Origin of the sequence: Mycobacterium heckeshornense, from assembly GCF_016592155.1 — a bacterium.
GTDB classification, from domain to species: Bacteria; Actinomycetota; Actinomycetes; order Mycobacteriales; family Mycobacteriaceae; genus Mycobacterium; species Mycobacterium heckeshornense.
The window spans coordinates 4,247,412-4,262,724 of the sequence record NZ_AP024237.1; the positions used below are offsets into that span (position 1 = coordinate 4,247,412).

15 protein-coding genes and 2 pseudogenes are annotated in these 15,313 nt (G+C 65.6%); 8 read left to right on the forward strand and 9 right to left on the reverse strand.

Annotation, left to right across the window (positions count from 1 at the left end; all coding sequences use genetic code 11):
* Positions 1-360: 360 nt before the first annotated feature.
* From MHEC_RS20485 to MHEC_RS20500, 4 genes and pseudogenes are all read right to left on the reverse strand, one after another.
* Positions 361-2,652, reverse strand: a pseudogene (locus tag MHEC_RS20485) (GH92 family glycosyl hydrolase); the annotation flags it as partial.
* Between the two features lie 286 nt (positions 2,653-2,938).
* Positions 2,939-3,157, reverse strand: a pseudogene (locus tag MHEC_RS20490) (DUF86 domain-containing protein); the annotation flags it as partial.
* Positions 3,158-3,172: 15 nt separating this feature from the next.
* On the reverse strand, positions 3,173-3,367 hold the full coding sequence (locus tag MHEC_RS20495; RefSeq protein ID WP_200902201.1) for a hypothetical protein: 195 nt from the start codon (positions 3,365-3,367) through the stop codon (positions 3,173-3,175).
* A complete protein-coding gene (locus MHEC_RS20500) occupies positions 3,357-3,740 on the reverse strand; it encodes a nucleotidyltransferase domain-containing protein (protein ID WP_048892810.1) in 384 nt (127 codons plus the stop codon). The genes MHEC_RS20495 and MHEC_RS20500 overlap by 11 nt, the downstream gene beginning before the upstream one ends.
* Before the next feature lie 305 nt (positions 3,741-4,045).
* Here MHEC_RS20500 and MHEC_RS20505 point away from each other — a divergent pair, with 305 nt between their 5' ends.
* Both MHEC_RS20505 and MHEC_RS20510 read left to right on the forward strand, forming a co-directional pair.
* The gene (locus tag MHEC_RS20505) at positions 4,046-4,810 is read left to right on the forward strand and encodes a hypothetical protein (RefSeq protein ID WP_048892811.1); all 765 of its coding nucleotides are present in this window, start codon (positions 4,046-4,048) and stop codon (positions 4,808-4,810) included.
* Between the two features lie 13 nt (positions 4,811-4,823).
* On the forward strand, positions 4,824-6,230 hold the full coding sequence (locus MHEC_RS20510; protein ID WP_048892812.1) for an alpha/beta hydrolase domain-containing protein: 1,407 nt from the start codon (positions 4,824-4,826) through the stop codon (positions 6,228-6,230).
* Here MHEC_RS20510 and MHEC_RS20515 read toward each other — a convergent pair.
* Positions 6,208-6,618 (reverse strand): NYN domain-containing protein, encoded by a 411-nt coding sequence (locus tag MHEC_RS20515; protein ID WP_048892813.1) that lies wholly within the window; start codon positions 6,616-6,618, stop codon positions 6,208-6,210. The two genes, MHEC_RS20510 and MHEC_RS20515, sit on opposite strands and share 23 nt — an antisense overlap.
* A 59-nt stretch (positions 6,619-6,677) precedes the next feature.
* Here MHEC_RS20515 and tpx point away from each other — a divergent pair, with 59 nt between their 5' ends.
* The 4 genes from tpx (at position 6,678) to MHEC_RS20535 (ending at position 10,013) form a co-directional block, all read left to right on the forward strand.
* Positions 6,678-7,172 carry a thiol peroxidase gene (gene tpx / locus MHEC_RS20520; protein ID WP_048892814.1) on the forward strand — a complete coding sequence of 165 codons (495 nt, stop codon included), beginning with the start codon at positions 6,678-6,680 and terminating at the stop codon, positions 7,170-7,172.
* Positions 7,173-7,605: 433 nt separating this feature from the next.
* The gene (locus MHEC_RS20525; RefSeq protein ID WP_071700362.1) at positions 7,606-7,911 is read left to right on the forward strand and encodes a WXG100 family type VII secretion target; all 306 of its coding nucleotides are present in this window, start codon (positions 7,606-7,608) and stop codon (positions 7,909-7,911) included.
* Positions 7,908-9,101, forward strand: a complete 1,194-nt coding sequence (locus MHEC_RS20530) for a hypothetical protein (protein WP_048892816.1) — start codon at positions 7,908-7,910, stop codon at positions 9,099-9,101. The genes MHEC_RS20525 and MHEC_RS20530 overlap by 4 nt, the downstream gene beginning before the upstream one ends.
* Positions 9,102-9,377: 276 nt before the next feature.
* Complete coding sequence (locus tag MHEC_RS20535; RefSeq protein WP_083569501.1) at positions 9,378-10,013, forward strand: LpqN/LpqT family lipoprotein; 636 nt, start codon at positions 9,378-9,380, stop codon at positions 10,011-10,013.
* Positions 10,014-10,198: 185 nt separating this feature from the next.
* On the opposite strand, the gene MHEC_RS20540 is transcribed toward MHEC_RS20535, so the two are convergent.
* Positions 10,199-11,137 carry a class I SAM-dependent methyltransferase gene (locus MHEC_RS20540; RefSeq protein ID WP_048893474.1) on the reverse strand — a complete coding sequence of 313 codons (939 nt, stop codon included), beginning with the start codon at positions 11,135-11,137 and terminating at the stop codon, positions 10,199-10,201.
* 105 nt (positions 11,138-11,242) lie between these two features.
* On the opposite strand from MHEC_RS20540, the gene MHEC_RS20545 reads away from it, so the two are divergent.
* Together MHEC_RS20545 and MHEC_RS20550 are read left to right on the forward strand one after the other, a co-directional pair.
* On the forward strand, positions 11,243-11,758 hold the full coding sequence (locus tag MHEC_RS20545) for a hypothetical protein (RefSeq protein WP_048893475.1): 516 nt from the start codon (positions 11,243-11,245) through the stop codon (positions 11,756-11,758).
* The gene (locus tag MHEC_RS20550; protein WP_099868738.1) at positions 11,751-12,371 is read left to right on the forward strand and encodes a hypothetical protein; all 621 of its coding nucleotides are present in this window, start codon (positions 11,751-11,753) and stop codon (positions 12,369-12,371) included. Before MHEC_RS20545 ends, MHEC_RS20550 begins: the two co-directional genes overlap by 8 nt.
* An 82-nt stretch (positions 12,372-12,453) precedes the next feature.
* Here the strand turns inward: MHEC_RS20550 and MHEC_RS20555 are convergent, their stop codons facing one another.
* Genes MHEC_RS20555 through galT form a run of 3 tightly spaced genes read right to left on the reverse strand, consistent with a single transcriptional unit; the run spans position 12,454 to position 15,309 of the window.
* Positions 12,454-13,209: a Mut7-C RNAse domain-containing protein gene (locus MHEC_RS20555; protein WP_048893476.1), complete on the reverse strand. Its 756-nt coding sequence runs from the start codon at positions 13,207-13,209 to the stop codon at positions 12,454-12,456.
* Positions 13,210-13,249: 40 nt separating this feature from the next.
* Positions 13,250-14,332 carry a galactokinase gene (locus tag MHEC_RS20560; RefSeq protein WP_048893477.1) on the reverse strand — a complete coding sequence of 361 codons (1,083 nt, stop codon included), beginning with the start codon at positions 14,330-14,332 and terminating at the stop codon, positions 13,250-13,252.
* Complete coding sequence (galT, locus tag MHEC_RS20565) at positions 14,329-15,309, reverse strand: galactose-1-phosphate uridylyltransferase (protein WP_372507364.1); 981 nt, start codon at positions 15,307-15,309, stop codon at positions 14,329-14,331. The genes MHEC_RS20560 and galT overlap by 4 nt, the downstream gene beginning before the upstream one ends.
* Between the last annotated feature and the right edge of the window lie 4 nt (positions 15,310-15,313).

Here is a 15,313-nt window from a genome sequence, read left to right on the forward strand (position 1 = left end):
CCAGCATCGCGGCAGAGCTGCATCATCGATCGGTGCCGCTCCCGGGCCTCGGGGTTGTTGAGCTCGGGCACTCCGATTAAGTGCGCAGCCGCGGCTGAGGCCGTCAGCCCGTCCAGATCCGAAGTGGTGTGCAGTCACCAAGCCGGTCGAAGTCTTCGCCGGCATGCAGCAGCGGCACACCGGTGCGCACGCAGGGAGCGGCGATCAAACAATCGTGAGTCGTGCGGATGGTCACACCTGCGCGCCGCGCCCTGCGATACAACGTCGCGGCGAGGAAAAATCATCGAGACCCTCCAGGCGAAGGATCGGGAATGCGCGCAGATGCCGTTCCACTGATGTGCACTCTGGTTACCGCGATAGGCTCGCCGCGCCGAAAGACGGCGGCGCGGACGACACGGCCGTACCCCAGGACGGATCGGGAACCGCGGACAGCGAAACCGCAACCGCGCCGCCGGTGCGGATGATCGACTCTGGCAGATAGGCCTGATCGGTGGGCTTGCCGTCGACGCTGAGGCCACTGATGTACTTCAACCCATTCGATGCGCCTGGTGCCGAGATTTTGATGAATTTTCCTGCCGGAAGCGCAATCTCGGCGTGATCGAACAGCGGTGTATTCACGGTGAGTACCCCGGTTCCCGGCGTGATCGGGTACACGCCCAGCGCCGCCCACACATACCAGCTCGATAGGGCGCCCAGATCGTCATTGCCCGGTTCACCGTCGGGTGTCGGCCCGAACAGTTCCCTGCGCACCCGGTCCACCGTCTCCTGCGCCTTCCACGGCTGACCGACATAGTTGTACAGCCACGGCACCGCGAAGCTCGGCTCGTTACCGATCCACAGATAAGGCTCGTCCGGCCCCGCGTTGAGCTCCGTCGTGAAGCGGTCTAGCCGCTCGGCCACTGCCTCTCGGCCGCCTATCGCGCTCACCAGACCCGCGATATTCTGCGGCACCATCCACGTGTACTGCGCGGCGTTGCCTTCCTCGAATCCGTCTTGCCCCAGATCCGAAGTCGGCCCGCTGGATCCCGGCCACGGCAGGAAAACGCCGTCGGCGCTGCGCGGCGTGATGTCACCGGTCAGCGGGTTGAACAAGTTGTGCCAGTACTGCGCCCTGTTCTGGAATTCCGCGCCAATCACCTTGTCGCCCAGCACATCCGCAAATCGCGAGATGGCGAAGTCGTCGACCGACCACTCCAGCGTGATCGACGCGCCGTCGGTGCCGTGATCGCCGCGGAACTCCTCCGTCTGCGGCGCGTAGCGGTGCTCCAGGTACGTGGCGATGCCCGGCCGCTCCACGTAGTCGCCTCGCCCGGCGCCGCCGTCGGTTGCCGCCTTCAGCATGTAGTACAGCGCCCGTTTGGCGTCGAAGTTCTTGGCCCCGAACATGTACAGGTTCACGATCAACGGCACCACGCTGTCTCCGGTCATCTCCCCGGTCGCCGAATTGGCCAGCGCCCACCGCGGCAGCGACCCGCTTTGGTCGGCGTCGTTCACCAGCGACTGCGCCATGTCGCTGGCCCGCTCCGGAAACAGCAGCGCCTGCAACGCCGCCAGGCAGCGGTAGGTGTCCCAGTCCGAGAAGTTGGCGTACTGCGTGTGCCCGCGGGCCACGGTGTGCACCGCGCCGTCGAACCCGAGATAGCGGCCATCCGCGTCGTCAAACATGTTGGGATGCAACAGCGAATGGTAGAGCGCGGTGTAGAAGGTTTTCACCTCGCTCTTATCGGGGCCCGCCACCTTGACGCGCGACAGCGCGGCATTCCACTGGCTCCACGCGGCAGCGCGCACCTCGTCGAAACTCCCGCTCTCGGCAGCCAGATTCGCTCGCGCTCCGTCGACACTCACGTACGACAGCGCGGTTCGCACCTCGAGCACCGAACCGGGCGGAAACTCTACCCATCCCCCGCTCCACCGCGAATCCGCGCTGCGCGCCCCGGCGAACACCGAGTTGCCCTCGAACGTGCCATAGGAGGTGAACGGCCGGCTGAACGTCATCGCGAAATACACCGTGTAGCTGTTGTTCTTGCCGCAGAAGTCCCCGGTGGTCGCCGACCCGGTGATCGTGGTGTTGTCCTCGCCGATGCGGATGCTCGCCGTGGCGTTTCCCGCCAGCGACCCGCCGGTGCGCACATGAAACAGCGCCGGCCGGCCGTCGCGAGGATAGGTAAACCGTCCCACCCCGGTGCGGGTGGTCGCGGTCAGTTCCGCTCGAACTCCGGTGTCGGGGAACCGCACCGTGTAGTAGCCGGGCACACCGACCTCGGTGTCGTCGTGGGCGATCCGTTCCCACGCCCACCACGGCTGAGAGCCGATCGGCGTGGTGGTCGGCAGCATCGGAATGTCGCCGAACGCGTTACAGCCCACCGAGGCATGGGTCATGGAAAACCCGGTGGATTGGTCGTTGTCGTGGTCATAGCCGGCGTAGGTGTCGGTGGTATCCGGCGAGTACTGCACCATCCCGAACGGCACCGTGGCGCCGGGAAAGTTGTTGATCTCCCCACCCGTCTCGCTCGACCCGGTGCCGATGAGCGTGTCGACATAACCCGCCGGGTTCGTCACGAACGCCGGCTCCTCGGCGCGTGCCGCCACCGGAGCCACCGCCCAGACAACAACCGCCGCCACGAAAGCGGTGAGCGGCCTTCGTAACGGCATAGCTGTCTCTTACTGCATAGCCGCCACGTCGCGTGGCGTTTCGCGAACGGCAGAGGCACGACCCGCCGCCACCGAGACGTCAGACAGACCCCGGCCGCGACGCTATCGTCGCCGCTTCGGACTCAGGCGCTGCACCGAATCGGGTCAGGACCGGGGCGCCGGCGACGAACACGGCGGCCGAACAATGCCCACTCCCATCCAGCCGGGCCGCGCCTGGAGCCCTCGCCCGGGTACGTCGGATCGCCGGCCAGGTGCCTGACAGCGTGCACCAGACGGCCACGCGTCGCTACTGGCGCTCAGCTGGCTCGGTGATGAATGCGGCCACTCGTTCGACGAACGCTTCCAGGTCGCTGAGGTCATCGAGGCGGGCCGTGACAAGATCGTCCGAGACCTCGATGTATTCGTGCACAAGGACGTTCTGGAATCCGACGGCCTTGCGCAATGCGTCCGCCATATCAACCGTGAGTACGCCATGGGTCCCGAGCAACCGCATGGCGTCACCGTTATCGGCCGGTGGGCCTCAGCCTTCCGCCGAGCAGATGTGTTGTGCAGCGTCAATGCACGCTTCGATAGCCGTGACGAACGTGTACTTGACGCCGCGCAGCCATATCGGGTCGGCCCTGCGGGCCTGTCCCGCCGCGGATTCGCGACGCAGGACAGCCAAGTCGTCGGTAATACCGCGCAGCAACCGGAGGACTCGGACCTCATCGACCACGGCGCACCGCTTCGGCAAACTCCAGGTGGGCACGAGTGATTCGTGGCAGTTCGTCGAGGTAGATCTTGCGCGTCGTCGCTTCCCAAGCCACCCGGGTGGACGGGTCTACTTCGAATAGCAGCGTGCCGTGCAACGCAACTCTGCCCGCGAGTTCCAGTGGAGCGTCGTCGAGAACCAGCAGGTCGACGCCTGCGGGCAGCAGAATTTCGAACGCCCGCGGCGGCCGCTGTCCCCCGAAATATGCGGCGATGTCGACGTCGGATGCTGACCGCGCCGTGTTTTGTGCTCGGCTGCCGTGCAGGTAGGCGAACGCGGCGCCGTGTCGCCGCAGCGCCTCGACGGCCTCAGCGGTTCGCGTCGCGACGTCGCTCATGCATGCAATTGTCTCATCGCCGTCTGGCGGCGCGGCGAAGCGACATCCTCGACGGCCTCTCAGTCGCGGTTGCGCCGCTCGACGTCATGCGCGTCGAGATCGTGCCCATTGACTGATGGCACCCGCTACCTCACGGTTGTAGCGGCACTAATCCCTAAACCAGTGACTGATATGGCTAATGGGTTCAATCTCACCCACATGTTGGTCTGTGCGGTGGCTGGTGCGGCCGCGACGACCCGGCACACCGCCATCGATAGCCCAGTTCGCACCGGCGCCGCGGACCGCACTTCCTAGACTGACCGATCGTGGGCATTGTGTTCGGGTTGGCGCCGTGGGTCGTCTATTGGGTGCTTGTCGGCAACGTGTCGTTCGCCGTTGCCGTGCTCGTCGCTTCGGTGATTGCCGTCGCGGCGCTGGTGATCAGGCGTGGCGTACTGCAATTCGGTTCGTTGGCAACGTTTTTGGTGCTGACATTGCTCACGTTGACACTGGGCCAGGAGTTCGGCCAGCGGTGGATCCTGCCGCTGAGCAACGCAGGACTGTTTTTGGTGGCGCTGGGCAGCGTGCTGATCGGCAAGCCGTTCATGCGGGAATTCGCAGGCGCCGATCTGCCCGCCGGACTGGCCAACAGCGAGGTGTTCGAGCGGGTAACCGCGCTGCTGACCTGGTCGTGGCTCACCGTGTTCGCCGCCATGACGGTGTCATCGGTGCTTCCGCCCCTCCTGCGCGCCGACGCCTCCATCCTGGAACGAAAGACCCCGCTGCCGTTCCTGTGTTACTGGGTCGTCCCGTTCGCGCTGCTGGGCCTGGCGGTGCTCGGGTCGCGGCTCCTGCTTGACCGGGTAAGCGCCGGGGCCGACGACGTCGTCCGGAAAACCACGTTCGTGGCCTACAGCGAAGCCACCATCGACGAGCTGTACTACCTGGCCCGCGAACACGCCAACCGCGAGGTCGGTCCCGGCCAGGAGGCCTACGACGTCAAGGTCGGCGCCATGGGCGAACCGCTGACCGGAGACGAGTCGCGCAAATCGTGGCCGTCGACGTACAAAGTGCGCCAGCGGCGGCGCTAGGGCACGGCTGCGCATGAGTCCCCTCGTCACACCGGTACCGGGAAAGCCCAACCTGATCCTGGGCCGTTTCGACGTTGCCGAGCTCGGCTATGTCGCCGAGGAATTCTTCGTTTCAGGTACCGCGTCGTCGTTTCGCCCTGCCGAAACGCTGCAAACAGACGGTCGATGGACCGTAACACGTTCGGGGACAGCGGATTACACCACGCGGATGGTGGTGCTTGTACCCGCTGAACCGGCGATGTTCAACGGAACGGTCCTCGTCGAATGGCTCAACGTCAGCGGCGGCATCGACGCCCCCGCGGTGTGGTTGATGGCCCACCGTGAAATCGTTCGCGCCGGCTACGCCTATGTCGCGGTGTCGGCCCAGCGGGTGGGCGTCGAAGGCGGTGTGAGCCGAAGCGGCTTCAACATGCCATTGAAAACCCTGGACCCGCAGAGGTACGCGCCGCTGAGCCACCCTGGTGACGCATTCTCCTACGACATCTTTTCCCAGATCGCTGCGCTGATCCGGGATGCGGCTCACAGCAGCACGTTGGGTTCGGTCAGCCCGGAAAATATTGTCGCAGTGGGAGAGTCGCAGTCGGCTTTCTTTCTCACCACTTACGTCAACGCAATCGACCCGCTCGCCAAAGCCTACGACGGGTTTTTGATCCATTCCCGGTTCGCGCCCGCGGCGCCGCTGGACGGCAGCTCGATCTTCGCCGCCGGGCAGTCCGGTTTGCCGCCGGCGGTCGCCTTCCGCCCCGACCTGCGCGTCCCGCTGATCACCGTCATCACCGAAACCGATCTTGTCGGCGGCCCCGAGACCGGCTACTACCGGGCCCGCCAGCCCGACAGCGAACGCCTGCGGATCTGGGAGATCCCCGGCGCCGCCCACGCCGACAACTACACGATTAACGTCGCCCCGATCGACACCGGGCACGCTCCGCTGGAGGAGATCGCGGCAGCCTACGCGCCGACCCGCACACTGATGGGACAGCAGTTGACCTACACGATCAACTTCGCCCCGCAACACCACTATGTGGTGCAGGCCGCGCTGACAAGACTGTGCGAATGGGTCCGCACCGGAACACCGGCGCCCGCGGCCCCGCGCATCGCGTTGACCGACACCGAGCCGGTCAGGCCCGTTCTGGATAGCCACGGGCTGGCCCAAGGCGGCGTACGCACACCGTGGGTCGACGTACCCGTCGCGCGCACAACCGGTTTCGGTGCAAACGAAAGCCCGATGTCCGATCTGTTCGGCTCGGGTGAACTCTTCGATGCCGCCACCCTGCGGCGGCTCTACCCGGGTGGCGCGGCCGACTATCTCGAGCGGTTCACCGCCGCGCTTGACTCCGCCATCCGATCCGGGTTCATCCTGTCCGCCGATCGCGCCGAGATCCTCCGGCTCGCTGCCGCTACCTGTCCCGACGGCCTTTGACATCGCCCGGCGGGCTCCGTCGGTCGACCAGGTCGCGGAAACGCTGCGAGCGCTGCACCGATGCCCCCATGCCGCGGACCCGCTCGGTCAGCGTCCGGTCCGAGGTGACGACGCAAATCTCATGCGGTCTGGCATCGAGCGACACCAGCCGGACGATCTCGTCGTCGGCCGAGTTGGGCGCCGCCACCGGCGCATACGCAATGTCGATCGAGGCCGAACGGATCGGTGTCGACGGCGGGCGCTCGAACACCACCGTCACCCGCTCCCCCGACACCGAGGCCCAGCGGTCGAGCAGGTCCACCAGCGCCACCATCGCCTGCGGGCGGTCATTCCACCAACCGTTCGGGCGGGTCCCGATCACGTTCATGCCGTCGACGATCCAGCGCACACCGCTACGGTACGGCCCCTCCTTCAGGGTCGCTGCCGGGGCTTGGCAGACTATGGCCCATGGCACAGATAACGTTGCGTGGAAATCCGGTCCATACGGTTGGTGAACTCCCTGCGGTGGGCTCTCCGGCGCCCGGCTTCACTTTGACGGGCACCGATCTCGGCGCGGTCAGCAGCGACCAGTTCCGGGGTAAATCCCTGCTGCTCAATATCTTTCCATCTATCGACACCCCGGTCTGCGCGACCAGCGTGCGCACTTTCAACGAACGCGCGGCCGGCAAGGGCCTATCCGTCCTGTGCGTGTCCAAGGACCTCCCATTCGCCCAACAGCGATTCTGCGGCGCCGAGGGCATCGAGAACGTCACCGCGGCATCGGCATTCCGCAGCAGCTTCGGCGAGGACTACGGCGTCACCATCACCGACGGCCCGATGGCCGGACTGCTGGCACGCGCGGTGGTCGTGATCGGCGCCGACGGCAACATCGCGTACGAAGAGCTGGTGCCCGAGATCGCCACCGAACCCAACTACGACGCAGCGCTGGCCGCGCTGGGCTAGCTCGAAGGTAGCTGACCGCGGCCATACCTGCCGCGCCGCGGGGCCCTACAGCCGTTGCGCCGAGCCCAGCGGTAGCGTGCCGCGGGCAGAAGATCGCCGTGTGGTCGGCCGACGGAGTTGCGGCTTTGGTTGTCGGCGTTGCTGGTCGGCATCCGGTGGCAACGGGCAGTGGGAGCCAATTCCCCTATGCCTCAATGCGTCTAGGCTGCCACCAATGGCACCAAATGAATGCGTTCTGAAGCGCGACACCTCACCTTTTATGACAAATCGTTAAATACACTCCGCGCGATGGCCCTTGCGTAGAGTAAAGTGCCTCGGTCCCTTGGCCAAACGGCGTCCATGTCATGCGAACGGTGTGCGGCAAAGTTTGCGTTCACCGGCGGTGAGCAACACCGCTACACTCTTCGCCAAACTCGTGGTGGGAGGTAAGCCGATGGCGGCGGAGTTCCTTCGGGTGGATCCGGCGGCGGTGGCGTCGGGCAGCACCCATCTGGAAGCCTCGGTGGGCGAGGTCGCGATCAACTTCATCGTGCATGAGGACCAGCTGGCTGATGCCGAGCCGGGGTGGATCGGCGAGTCGGCGAAGGCGTTGTCGGAAGTGATGACGCGCTGGGAGACCCGTCACGCCGAGCACAAGCGCGCTGTGGGTGGGCTGTCGTTCCACATGGCCACGGCGGGGACGGCCTTCAGTGCCAACGAGGGACACAGCGCGCAGGCGCTGTCGCTCGATCCGCGATGAGCGACCTGACTCCCGACGACGTGCGCCGCTGGGATGCCGCCGCGGTGCTTAAGGTGTTCCAAGTCGCTGCCAGCCGCGCAACGACGCTGTACCGGTTCGGGGAGGATTTGGGTCAGACCGGTCTTCTGCTCGCCGAGTGGCAGGGCGAGGCGGGCTCGGCGTTTCACAGTAGTCTCGGCAGGCTGCGCACCGACATCGACAAAGACGGCCACGAGTCGACGCAAGTGGCCGCCGCGGTGAGCATGGCCTCGGCGGACGTGCAAAGCTGCAAGGCGATGATGAGCCAGGTCGACGAAACCGCCGAGACATTGGGCTTCACCATCACCGCGGACTGGAAGGTCAACATTGGCGAAACTGCCGCTTTGCTGATGGGCCCGCAGGAAGCTGGGCTGCAGCGCCAGATTCTGCAAACCGACCTCGACACGGTGAAGGTCAAGGCGCACACCACCGACCACGAACTGGCCGCCGCGATGCGCGCCGCCGTCGGCGACGGCGTCGACTCCGACGGCGGCGCTGGAGCCTACTCTTCGCTTCGCAAGCAAAGCGGCGAACAGCCGACTAATGACGACAAGGCTCAGAACGCTCAACCTGACGGCGGCGCTGGACAATTGTCATCTAGGCCGACGTCGCCAAATGGAGCACTACCACAGACCGGTGCACCGATCCCTCCTCCACCGATGAATACACATATCGGCAATTTAGGCGATGGTATCGATAAATCGGCTGCCACAGCAGGTGAATACGCCGCTGTTCCTCAACGATCGGCAGGCCTTGGCCCCACTCAAGGGCAGCTAAACCGTGCAGCCGCGCGCGCGACGGAAGGCCTCGAGACTTTCAGCCAGTTCGGCAAGCGTCTCAGCATCCTGGGCAACGGACTTGAGGCTGCCAATGGTGTGAATGAAGGCATTAATGAAGTTAAGAATGGAAAATCTGCAGGGGACGCCGTGGTAGATGTAGCTCCTAAAACTGCTGGAAGCATCGCCGGCGGTATGGCGGGGGCTGCTGTGGGAGCCGAGTATGGTGCGGGAATCGGTGCTAGCGCGGGATCCGTGGTTCCTGGTTTGGGAACTGTAGCTGGCGGTGTAATTGGCGCCGGAGTCGGCGCGGTGGTAGGCGGATTAGCTGGCAGCGAAGTCGGTAAAGGTATGGGAGAAGTCATTTCAAAAGGCTGGCATGCAATCTCTGATTGATTTCAGCCGATAAATGCAGAAATTGAGCAGCGCCGCAGAATTTTATATAGCGATAGCGCTGATCGTCACGATCGGTACAATGTTTTTTATCGACCCCGACAAAGGGAAACTTCGAAAGTGGACGTACTGGTTGATCGCGCCTCTACTGGTCGTCGCGTGTCTATCCTTGGGCTTCAAGAGCGTGATAGCAGGTTTAGGGTTTGGATTTCCGATCTTCGTCTTATTCGCCGTCGGCTATTTTCGGTACCGCACCTAACAATTGTCTCTGGTAATCAGATGAGAACGCTCGCCATGCGAAGATACCTGACGACGGTTGGGATGGTAGCGCTTATTCTTGCCCACGCCGGGTGCACTTCTCCTATCAACTCGAGTCATTCGTCCACAGCATCGGCATCGAGTTCTCCGTATCATTGCTCGGCGAGCAACGGCGTACCTTTAACTGTCCTGCCAAAGAATGGCGTCGACGAACCGACTATCTCCATCCCAACGCCTCAGGGCTGGAAGTTTTCCGGCAAGCACAATTCACCATTGGTTCGTGGCGCGATTCTCAACGAAGGATTGCAAGCTAACGGTTTCGTTCCGAATGCCGTGGTGACTCTCGCCGAAGTAACCAGCGACTCGAGTACACCGGAACAAGCAATCGACACCGAACGTGCTGGACTGGCCCAGAAGGTGAGTATAGACTCGGAAGCACCTGGCACCTTATGCAATTACCCGAGTTTGACCCTCAATTACAAATATGAGGGCCGTCAGGCGACCACCATTATCGTCGCCGCCAAAGACCAACATAATAGGGTGTGGATTTCGACAGTCGGCATTCAAACGACTGAACCTGAGAACCCGCTCTTTGTGACAGCCAAGCGGGCGATCTTGGGCGGCTTCCAATTCGTCTTGCCGGATAGCAAAATCTAACCCGGCAAGACCAATTTAGATGAAAGGGATGAGTCAGCTTCATCGCGGTGCGCAACTTGGTCGACTGTGACCACCGCCGCCAGCGCCGCGTAATGCTCATCGGAGCGCTCACCCGTCCCGCAGCGATCACCCCAAGCTGATCCAGCGACAGCTGACCGCGGCCATACCTGCCGCGCCGCGGGGCCCTACAGCCGTTGCGCCGACACGAACAAGCTGCGCGGCGCCGCGTCATCGATGTCCGCGGGCGGGCGCCCATAGCGGGTCATCAGCTCCTCAGCCGGCACCACCGATACGTCCCAGCCGTGGCGGCGCAACCAGTCGCCGACATCCTCGCGCTCCTCGAAGTACCACAGCTCCTGGACATCCGGAATGTCCTGCTGCAGGTCAAGTTTTGCCGCCAGGGCACGGTAGCGCTGCATCTGTGCTCGCTGCCGTTCACGCACCTTCGGGTCGGCGAAGCCGGGGCCGGGCGCCTCGACGGCGATACGGCTGCCCGCGACGCTCAACGCGTGAACCCGCTCGAACAGCAGATCCTGGGCTGCTGCCGGCAGAAACGGCAACAGCCCCTCCACCGACCAGACACCGGGCGCCGTCGCGTCAAAACCGGCCTGCTGCAACGCTGCCGGCCAGTCGTGGCGCAAATCGACCGGGACATTAACCAGGTTGGCCGTCGGCTCATCACCGCGTTGCTGCAGCGTCGACGACTTGAACTCCAGCACCTTGGGCTGGTCGAGCTCATAGACCGTCGTCCCGTCCGGCCACGGCAGCCGCCACGCCCGCGAATCCAGGCCGGCCGCCAGGATCACTGCTTGCCGCACGCCCGCCTTGGTCGCGTCGAGGAAGAACTCGTCGAAAAACGCCGTCCGCGAGGCCATGTAGTTGACCATTGACCGCATCCGCAGCGGCAGATCGGGCTCGGCCTCGACGATCTCCGGGGGCAGCTGCGGTGCGGCGAACCAGTTCCACATGCCCTCGCCGGCGGCGTCGAGGAACACCCGCGCGAACGGGTCGCGGATCAGCGGGTCGTCGCTTTCCGTTTCCACCGCTCGCGCCGCGGCCACGCCCAGCGCCGTCGCGCCCACGCTTTCGGTGATGTCCCAGGTGTCGTTGTCGGTTCGTGGCACTGTCACTCCTTACGTATTCGTCGGCTCACGCCACGGTACGCCGAACAACGGACATCGTTGTTTCGATTGTTTCAATCGAGGACCCAGGTGGCGTAGGATGGCCGCATGCCCACCGCTGTTGCCCCGCTCGTCCGGCAGGTCGCCGAGCGTGCAGAGAAGGATTCCGGATTCGCCGAGGTGCTCGATGCCCTGCTGGAGGCGCCGACCGCCCCGCAGGGCACGCTCGAGCGCATCGCCGCCGCCCGGTTGAACGACAAGCGCCGCACCGCCCTGGTGCACGAGTTCGTCGACGGTTCGCTGCCCACACCGCACGTACAAGCGCGGCTGGGCCTGAAGTCGCCGCAGGCGGTGCACCGGCTGCGCAGCCGCGGCAAGCTGCTGGGCTCCGCAGTCGGTAATCAAACCTGGTTTCCGGCTTGGCAATTCGACGGCGACCGGTTGCGGCCCGACCTGCCGCGGATTCTGGAGCTGTTAGCGCGCTTCACCTCCGATCCGTTGGCCGCCGATCGCATCATGCGACTGAAGCACGACGAACTGGGCGGTTCGTCGATTGCCGAGGCGCTGCGCCGCCGGAAGACCGCCGAGACCGCGTGGCGGATGCTGACTGCCGTCGGTGCCTGAGCTTCCCGCCGGCTATCAGGCGCCCTTACCGGCGGCTCGGCCGGTCGGCCTGCGCCGTCGGCGCGTGTCCGCCGGCACCCAGCTGTGGCGCGTCGACGCCACCGTACCCGCGGGATGGACGTGGCAGGGGTTTCCGGAGGCGCGGTTCCGGTTCGACCCCGAATCCGGATCGTTTCGAACGCGATACGCCGCGGCCAGCCTCGTCGGCGCATTCCGGGAACGGTACCGGCCCACCGGACTGGTGATTCCCGCCGACCACGCCGCCCACCACGTGGTGCGGCTCGTCGCCGTCCGACACCTGCGGGTGCTCGACCTGCGCACCGAGGCCAACCTCGATGCGCTCGGTGTCGACGACCAGATCAGCACCGGCCAGCATCCCGACGTGTGGGACACCTGCCATCGGCTCGCCGACGCGGTCAAGCGGTGGTGGAGCGACCTTGACGCCATCGTCTACCGGCCGCGCACCACCCCGGAGACCTCGGCCAACTTCGCGTTCTTTGCCCTCGATGCGTTCAGCCCCGAGTCGTGGCCGCTTGCCGAGCGGGCCGACGTGCTCACCGAACTCGTGTTGCGGCAAGGCTTTACGGTCGGTTGGCACATCGACAGCGCGTAGCCGCTCACGTGACGGACTGGTCGCGGCGATTTGCACAGTGCTGACAAGCGGATTCCGTCGATCACCGCCCCCGGGGCCGCCGTCAACAGCTGAAGAGCTGGTCGCGCAGCCGCTGCACACGGCCCAGCAACTTCGCATAATGTGAGCCGGCCCAATAGATCTGCCCGCAGTCGGCGCAGCGGCTGAATTCGTCGTAGTAGCGGCGGGTCAACGGCTCGAGCTGGTCGATCACCTCGTCCTTGGTGACCGGCGCCAGCGCGCCGTTGCACCGCACGCACCGGGTCAGCGGAGCCAGCCGCTCGCGCAGATCCAACCGCCGCAACACTTCCAGCGTCTGCTCTTCCGGGTCGTGGGCCCGCACGAACAGGCCATGGGTGATCGCGCGACGCTTCAACAGCGCCCGGTCGCGGGTCAGCAGAATCCGCTGCTGGGCCAAGCTGATATCAGCCAACGTGTGATCGTCGGCGTCGCCGGAGAACCACACGTCGAAGCCCAGCACGCGCAGCAACCGCGCGAGCCCGCCCAGGTTGACGTCGACGACGAAGCGCGGATCGCGCAGCGGTTCTCGCCGCAGCCTGGTCGTCGACCCGATGTCGAGCGCCTCGAACACCGGGTAGGCGGCGATGCGGTCACCCGTTTGCGGGCGATGGGCGAAGTCGACCGGTTCGCCGTTGACCAGGATGAGATCGACCTCGGTGTGCGGGATGCCCATGGCCTCCAGCACATCCTTGACGGTCTGATGGCTGCGGAACGGCCGGCGCAGCGTCAGACCACGCGACTGCGGGTCCAGGAAGTCGTTGAGTTCGGCGTATGCCCGCACCTCCACATAGCCGGCCATGCCCCATGCTCTCCCCCGGTCTCGGCCAGGCGCAATCAGCTCACACCAGGCCTGCGCCCGGCGAGGCACGGGTGCGGGTGATGACCGGCTGCCGATAGCCCGCCTCGTGCACCGCCCGCCGCACCGCCTCGGCGACGGCGTCGACGCGCTCGGCCGGCACCAGCGCGATCACGCAGCCGCCGAAGCCGCCGCCCGTCATCCGGGCCCCGAAAGCGCCGGCCTCAACGGCGGCGTCGGCGATGACATCGATCTGGTCGGTGGTGATTTCGAAGTCGTCGCGCATCGACGCATGCGAGGCGGTCAGGATGCGGCCGGCTTCGCCGAAATCCGAATCATCCAGCGCGGCAACGAAATCAAGTACACGTTGGTTTTCGGTCAGCACATGGCGGGCGCGGCGGGCGTCGACGGGTCCGGTGACGGTCGTCAGCGCTGACAAATCGTCGACCTCACGCAGCGACGACACCCGCAGGTCCGCCGCGGCACGGTCGCAGGACGCGCGACGGGCGGCATATTCGCCGCCGGCGTGACTGTGCCGGACCCGCGAGTCGATCAGCAGCAGCGCAACCCCGCACGCGTCGGGATCGAACGGCACCGGCCGCACCGTCAGGGCGCGAAAGTCGATCAGCAGCGCCGTCGACCGCTGCCCGAAGAGCGCGGCCAGTTGGTCGAGTAAACCCGTTGGCGCGCCGACGTATTCGTTTTCGGCACACTGAGCCAGCCGGGCCTGCTCGATGCGCTCGATGCGGACATCGGCCGCCGACGTCAACGCACCGAGCACCGCGCACCCCAAGGCTGCCGACGACGCCAGGCCCGACCCGATTTCGACATCGCTGGTGATCGACATGGCGCCGCCGGGCACGGGATGCCCGGCGACGCGCAGCGCCCACACCACCCCGGCCACATAGCCCGCCCAGCCGCTCACCTCACCGGGTGCGGTGTCGAGCGGGATGCGCACCGTGCCGTCGGCGCGGTCGCTGCACACGGTGATCGCGTCGCTTTGCTGGGCCGTGAACGTCGCCACGGTGCGCTGCGGCAGCGCGATCGGCAGCGCGAATCCCAAGTTGTAGTCGGTGTGCTCGCCGATCAGGTTGATCCGCCCCGGCGCGGCGTATCGCACGGTCATGCCAGTTCTCGCAATCGCGCGGCGACGTCCTCGGGTGCCACGTCGCTGATGAACGCATCCATCGCCGACTCCGAGGCCGCCAGATATTTCAGCGCGGTCGCGCTGCGTCGGATCGACATCAACTCGACATGGAAGTAGCCCTCCCGCTGGGCGTCGGTGTCGGAGAACTGGTGCAACGCCGACATGTACGGCAGCGGAGCAGAGTACATGCGGTCGAATCGGCGCAGCACGTCAAGGTATAGCTGGGTGAACTCGTCGAGTTCGGCGGTGTCGAGTTCGACCAGGTTGTGCGCGAACCTGTTTGGGTAGATGTGCACCTCGACCGGCCAGCGCGCGGCAAACGGCACGAACGCGGTGAACAGCTCGGTACGGGCGATGACCCGGCCGCCGTCGGCTACCTCGCGTGCCAGCAGATCGTCAAACAGGTTACTGCCGTGTTGTTTTCGATGCTGATCGGCCTGTTGGAGCATGGTCGCGGCACGGGGGGTCAAAAACGGGTAGCCGTAGATCTGCCCGTGCGGATGGGTCAGTGTGACCCCGACTTCCTCGCCGCGGTTCTCGAAGCAGAACACCTGCTCGACCTCGGGACGGGCCATCAGCTCGGCTGTGCGGTGCCGCCACGCCTCGACGACGAGCCGGGCCTGCGCCACGTCCAGCGCGGCGAAGGAGCCGGTGTGGTCGCTGGAAAAGCAGATCACCTCGCAGCGGCCATGCCCGGGCAGCGGCGCGAACCCGTCGGGCGCCCGCGGCGCCGCGCCTCCGGCCCCGGACAGGCTGGGGAACCGGTTCTCGAACACCACGACGTCGTAATCGGGGGCGGGTACCTCGCTGGTGAGCCCGGTCGGACCCGGGCACAGCGGACATTGATCGGGCGGCGGCTTATAGGTGCGGTCTTGGCGCAGCGCCGCGATGATCACCCACTGCCCGGTGGTGCGGTCGAACCGCAGCTGCGACGGGCACGGGTCGCGCGGGGGCAAGGGC

Coding starts and splice junctions, on each gene's coding strand:
- MHEC_RS20555 (WP_048893476.1), bottom strand. CDS start 13,209: ATGGCCGGCTATGTGGAGGTGCGGGCATACGCCGAACTCAACGACTTC.
- MHEC_RS20545 (WP_048893475.1), top strand. CDS start 11,243: ATGCCCACCGCTGTTGCCCCGCTCGTCCGGCAGGTCGCCGAGCGTGCA.
- MHEC_RS20560 (WP_048893477.1), bottom strand. CDS start 14,332: ATGACCGTGCGATACGCCGCGCCGGGGCGGATCAACCTGATCGGCGAG.
- MHEC_RS20500 (WP_048892810.1), bottom strand. CDS start 3,740: ATGAGCGACGTCGCGACGCGAACCGCTGAGGCCGTCGAGGCGCTGCGG.
- tpx (WP_048892814.1), top strand. CDS start 6,678: ATGGCACAGATAACGTTGCGTGGAAATCCGGTCCATACGGTTGGTGAA.
- MHEC_RS20525 (WP_071700362.1), top strand. CDS start 7,606: ATGGCGGCGGAGTTCCTTCGGGTGGATCCGGCGGCGGTGGCGTCGGGC.
- MHEC_RS20530 (WP_048892816.1), top strand. CDS start 7,908: ATGAGCGACCTGACTCCCGACGACGTGCGCCGCTGGGATGCCGCCGCG.
- MHEC_RS20510 (WP_048892812.1), top strand. CDS start 4,824: ATGAGTCCCCTCGTCACACCGGTACCGGGAAAGCCCAACCTGATCCTG.
- MHEC_RS20535 (WP_083569501.1), top strand. CDS start 9,378: ATGAGAACGCTCGCCATGCGAAGATACCTGACGACGGTTGGGATGGTA.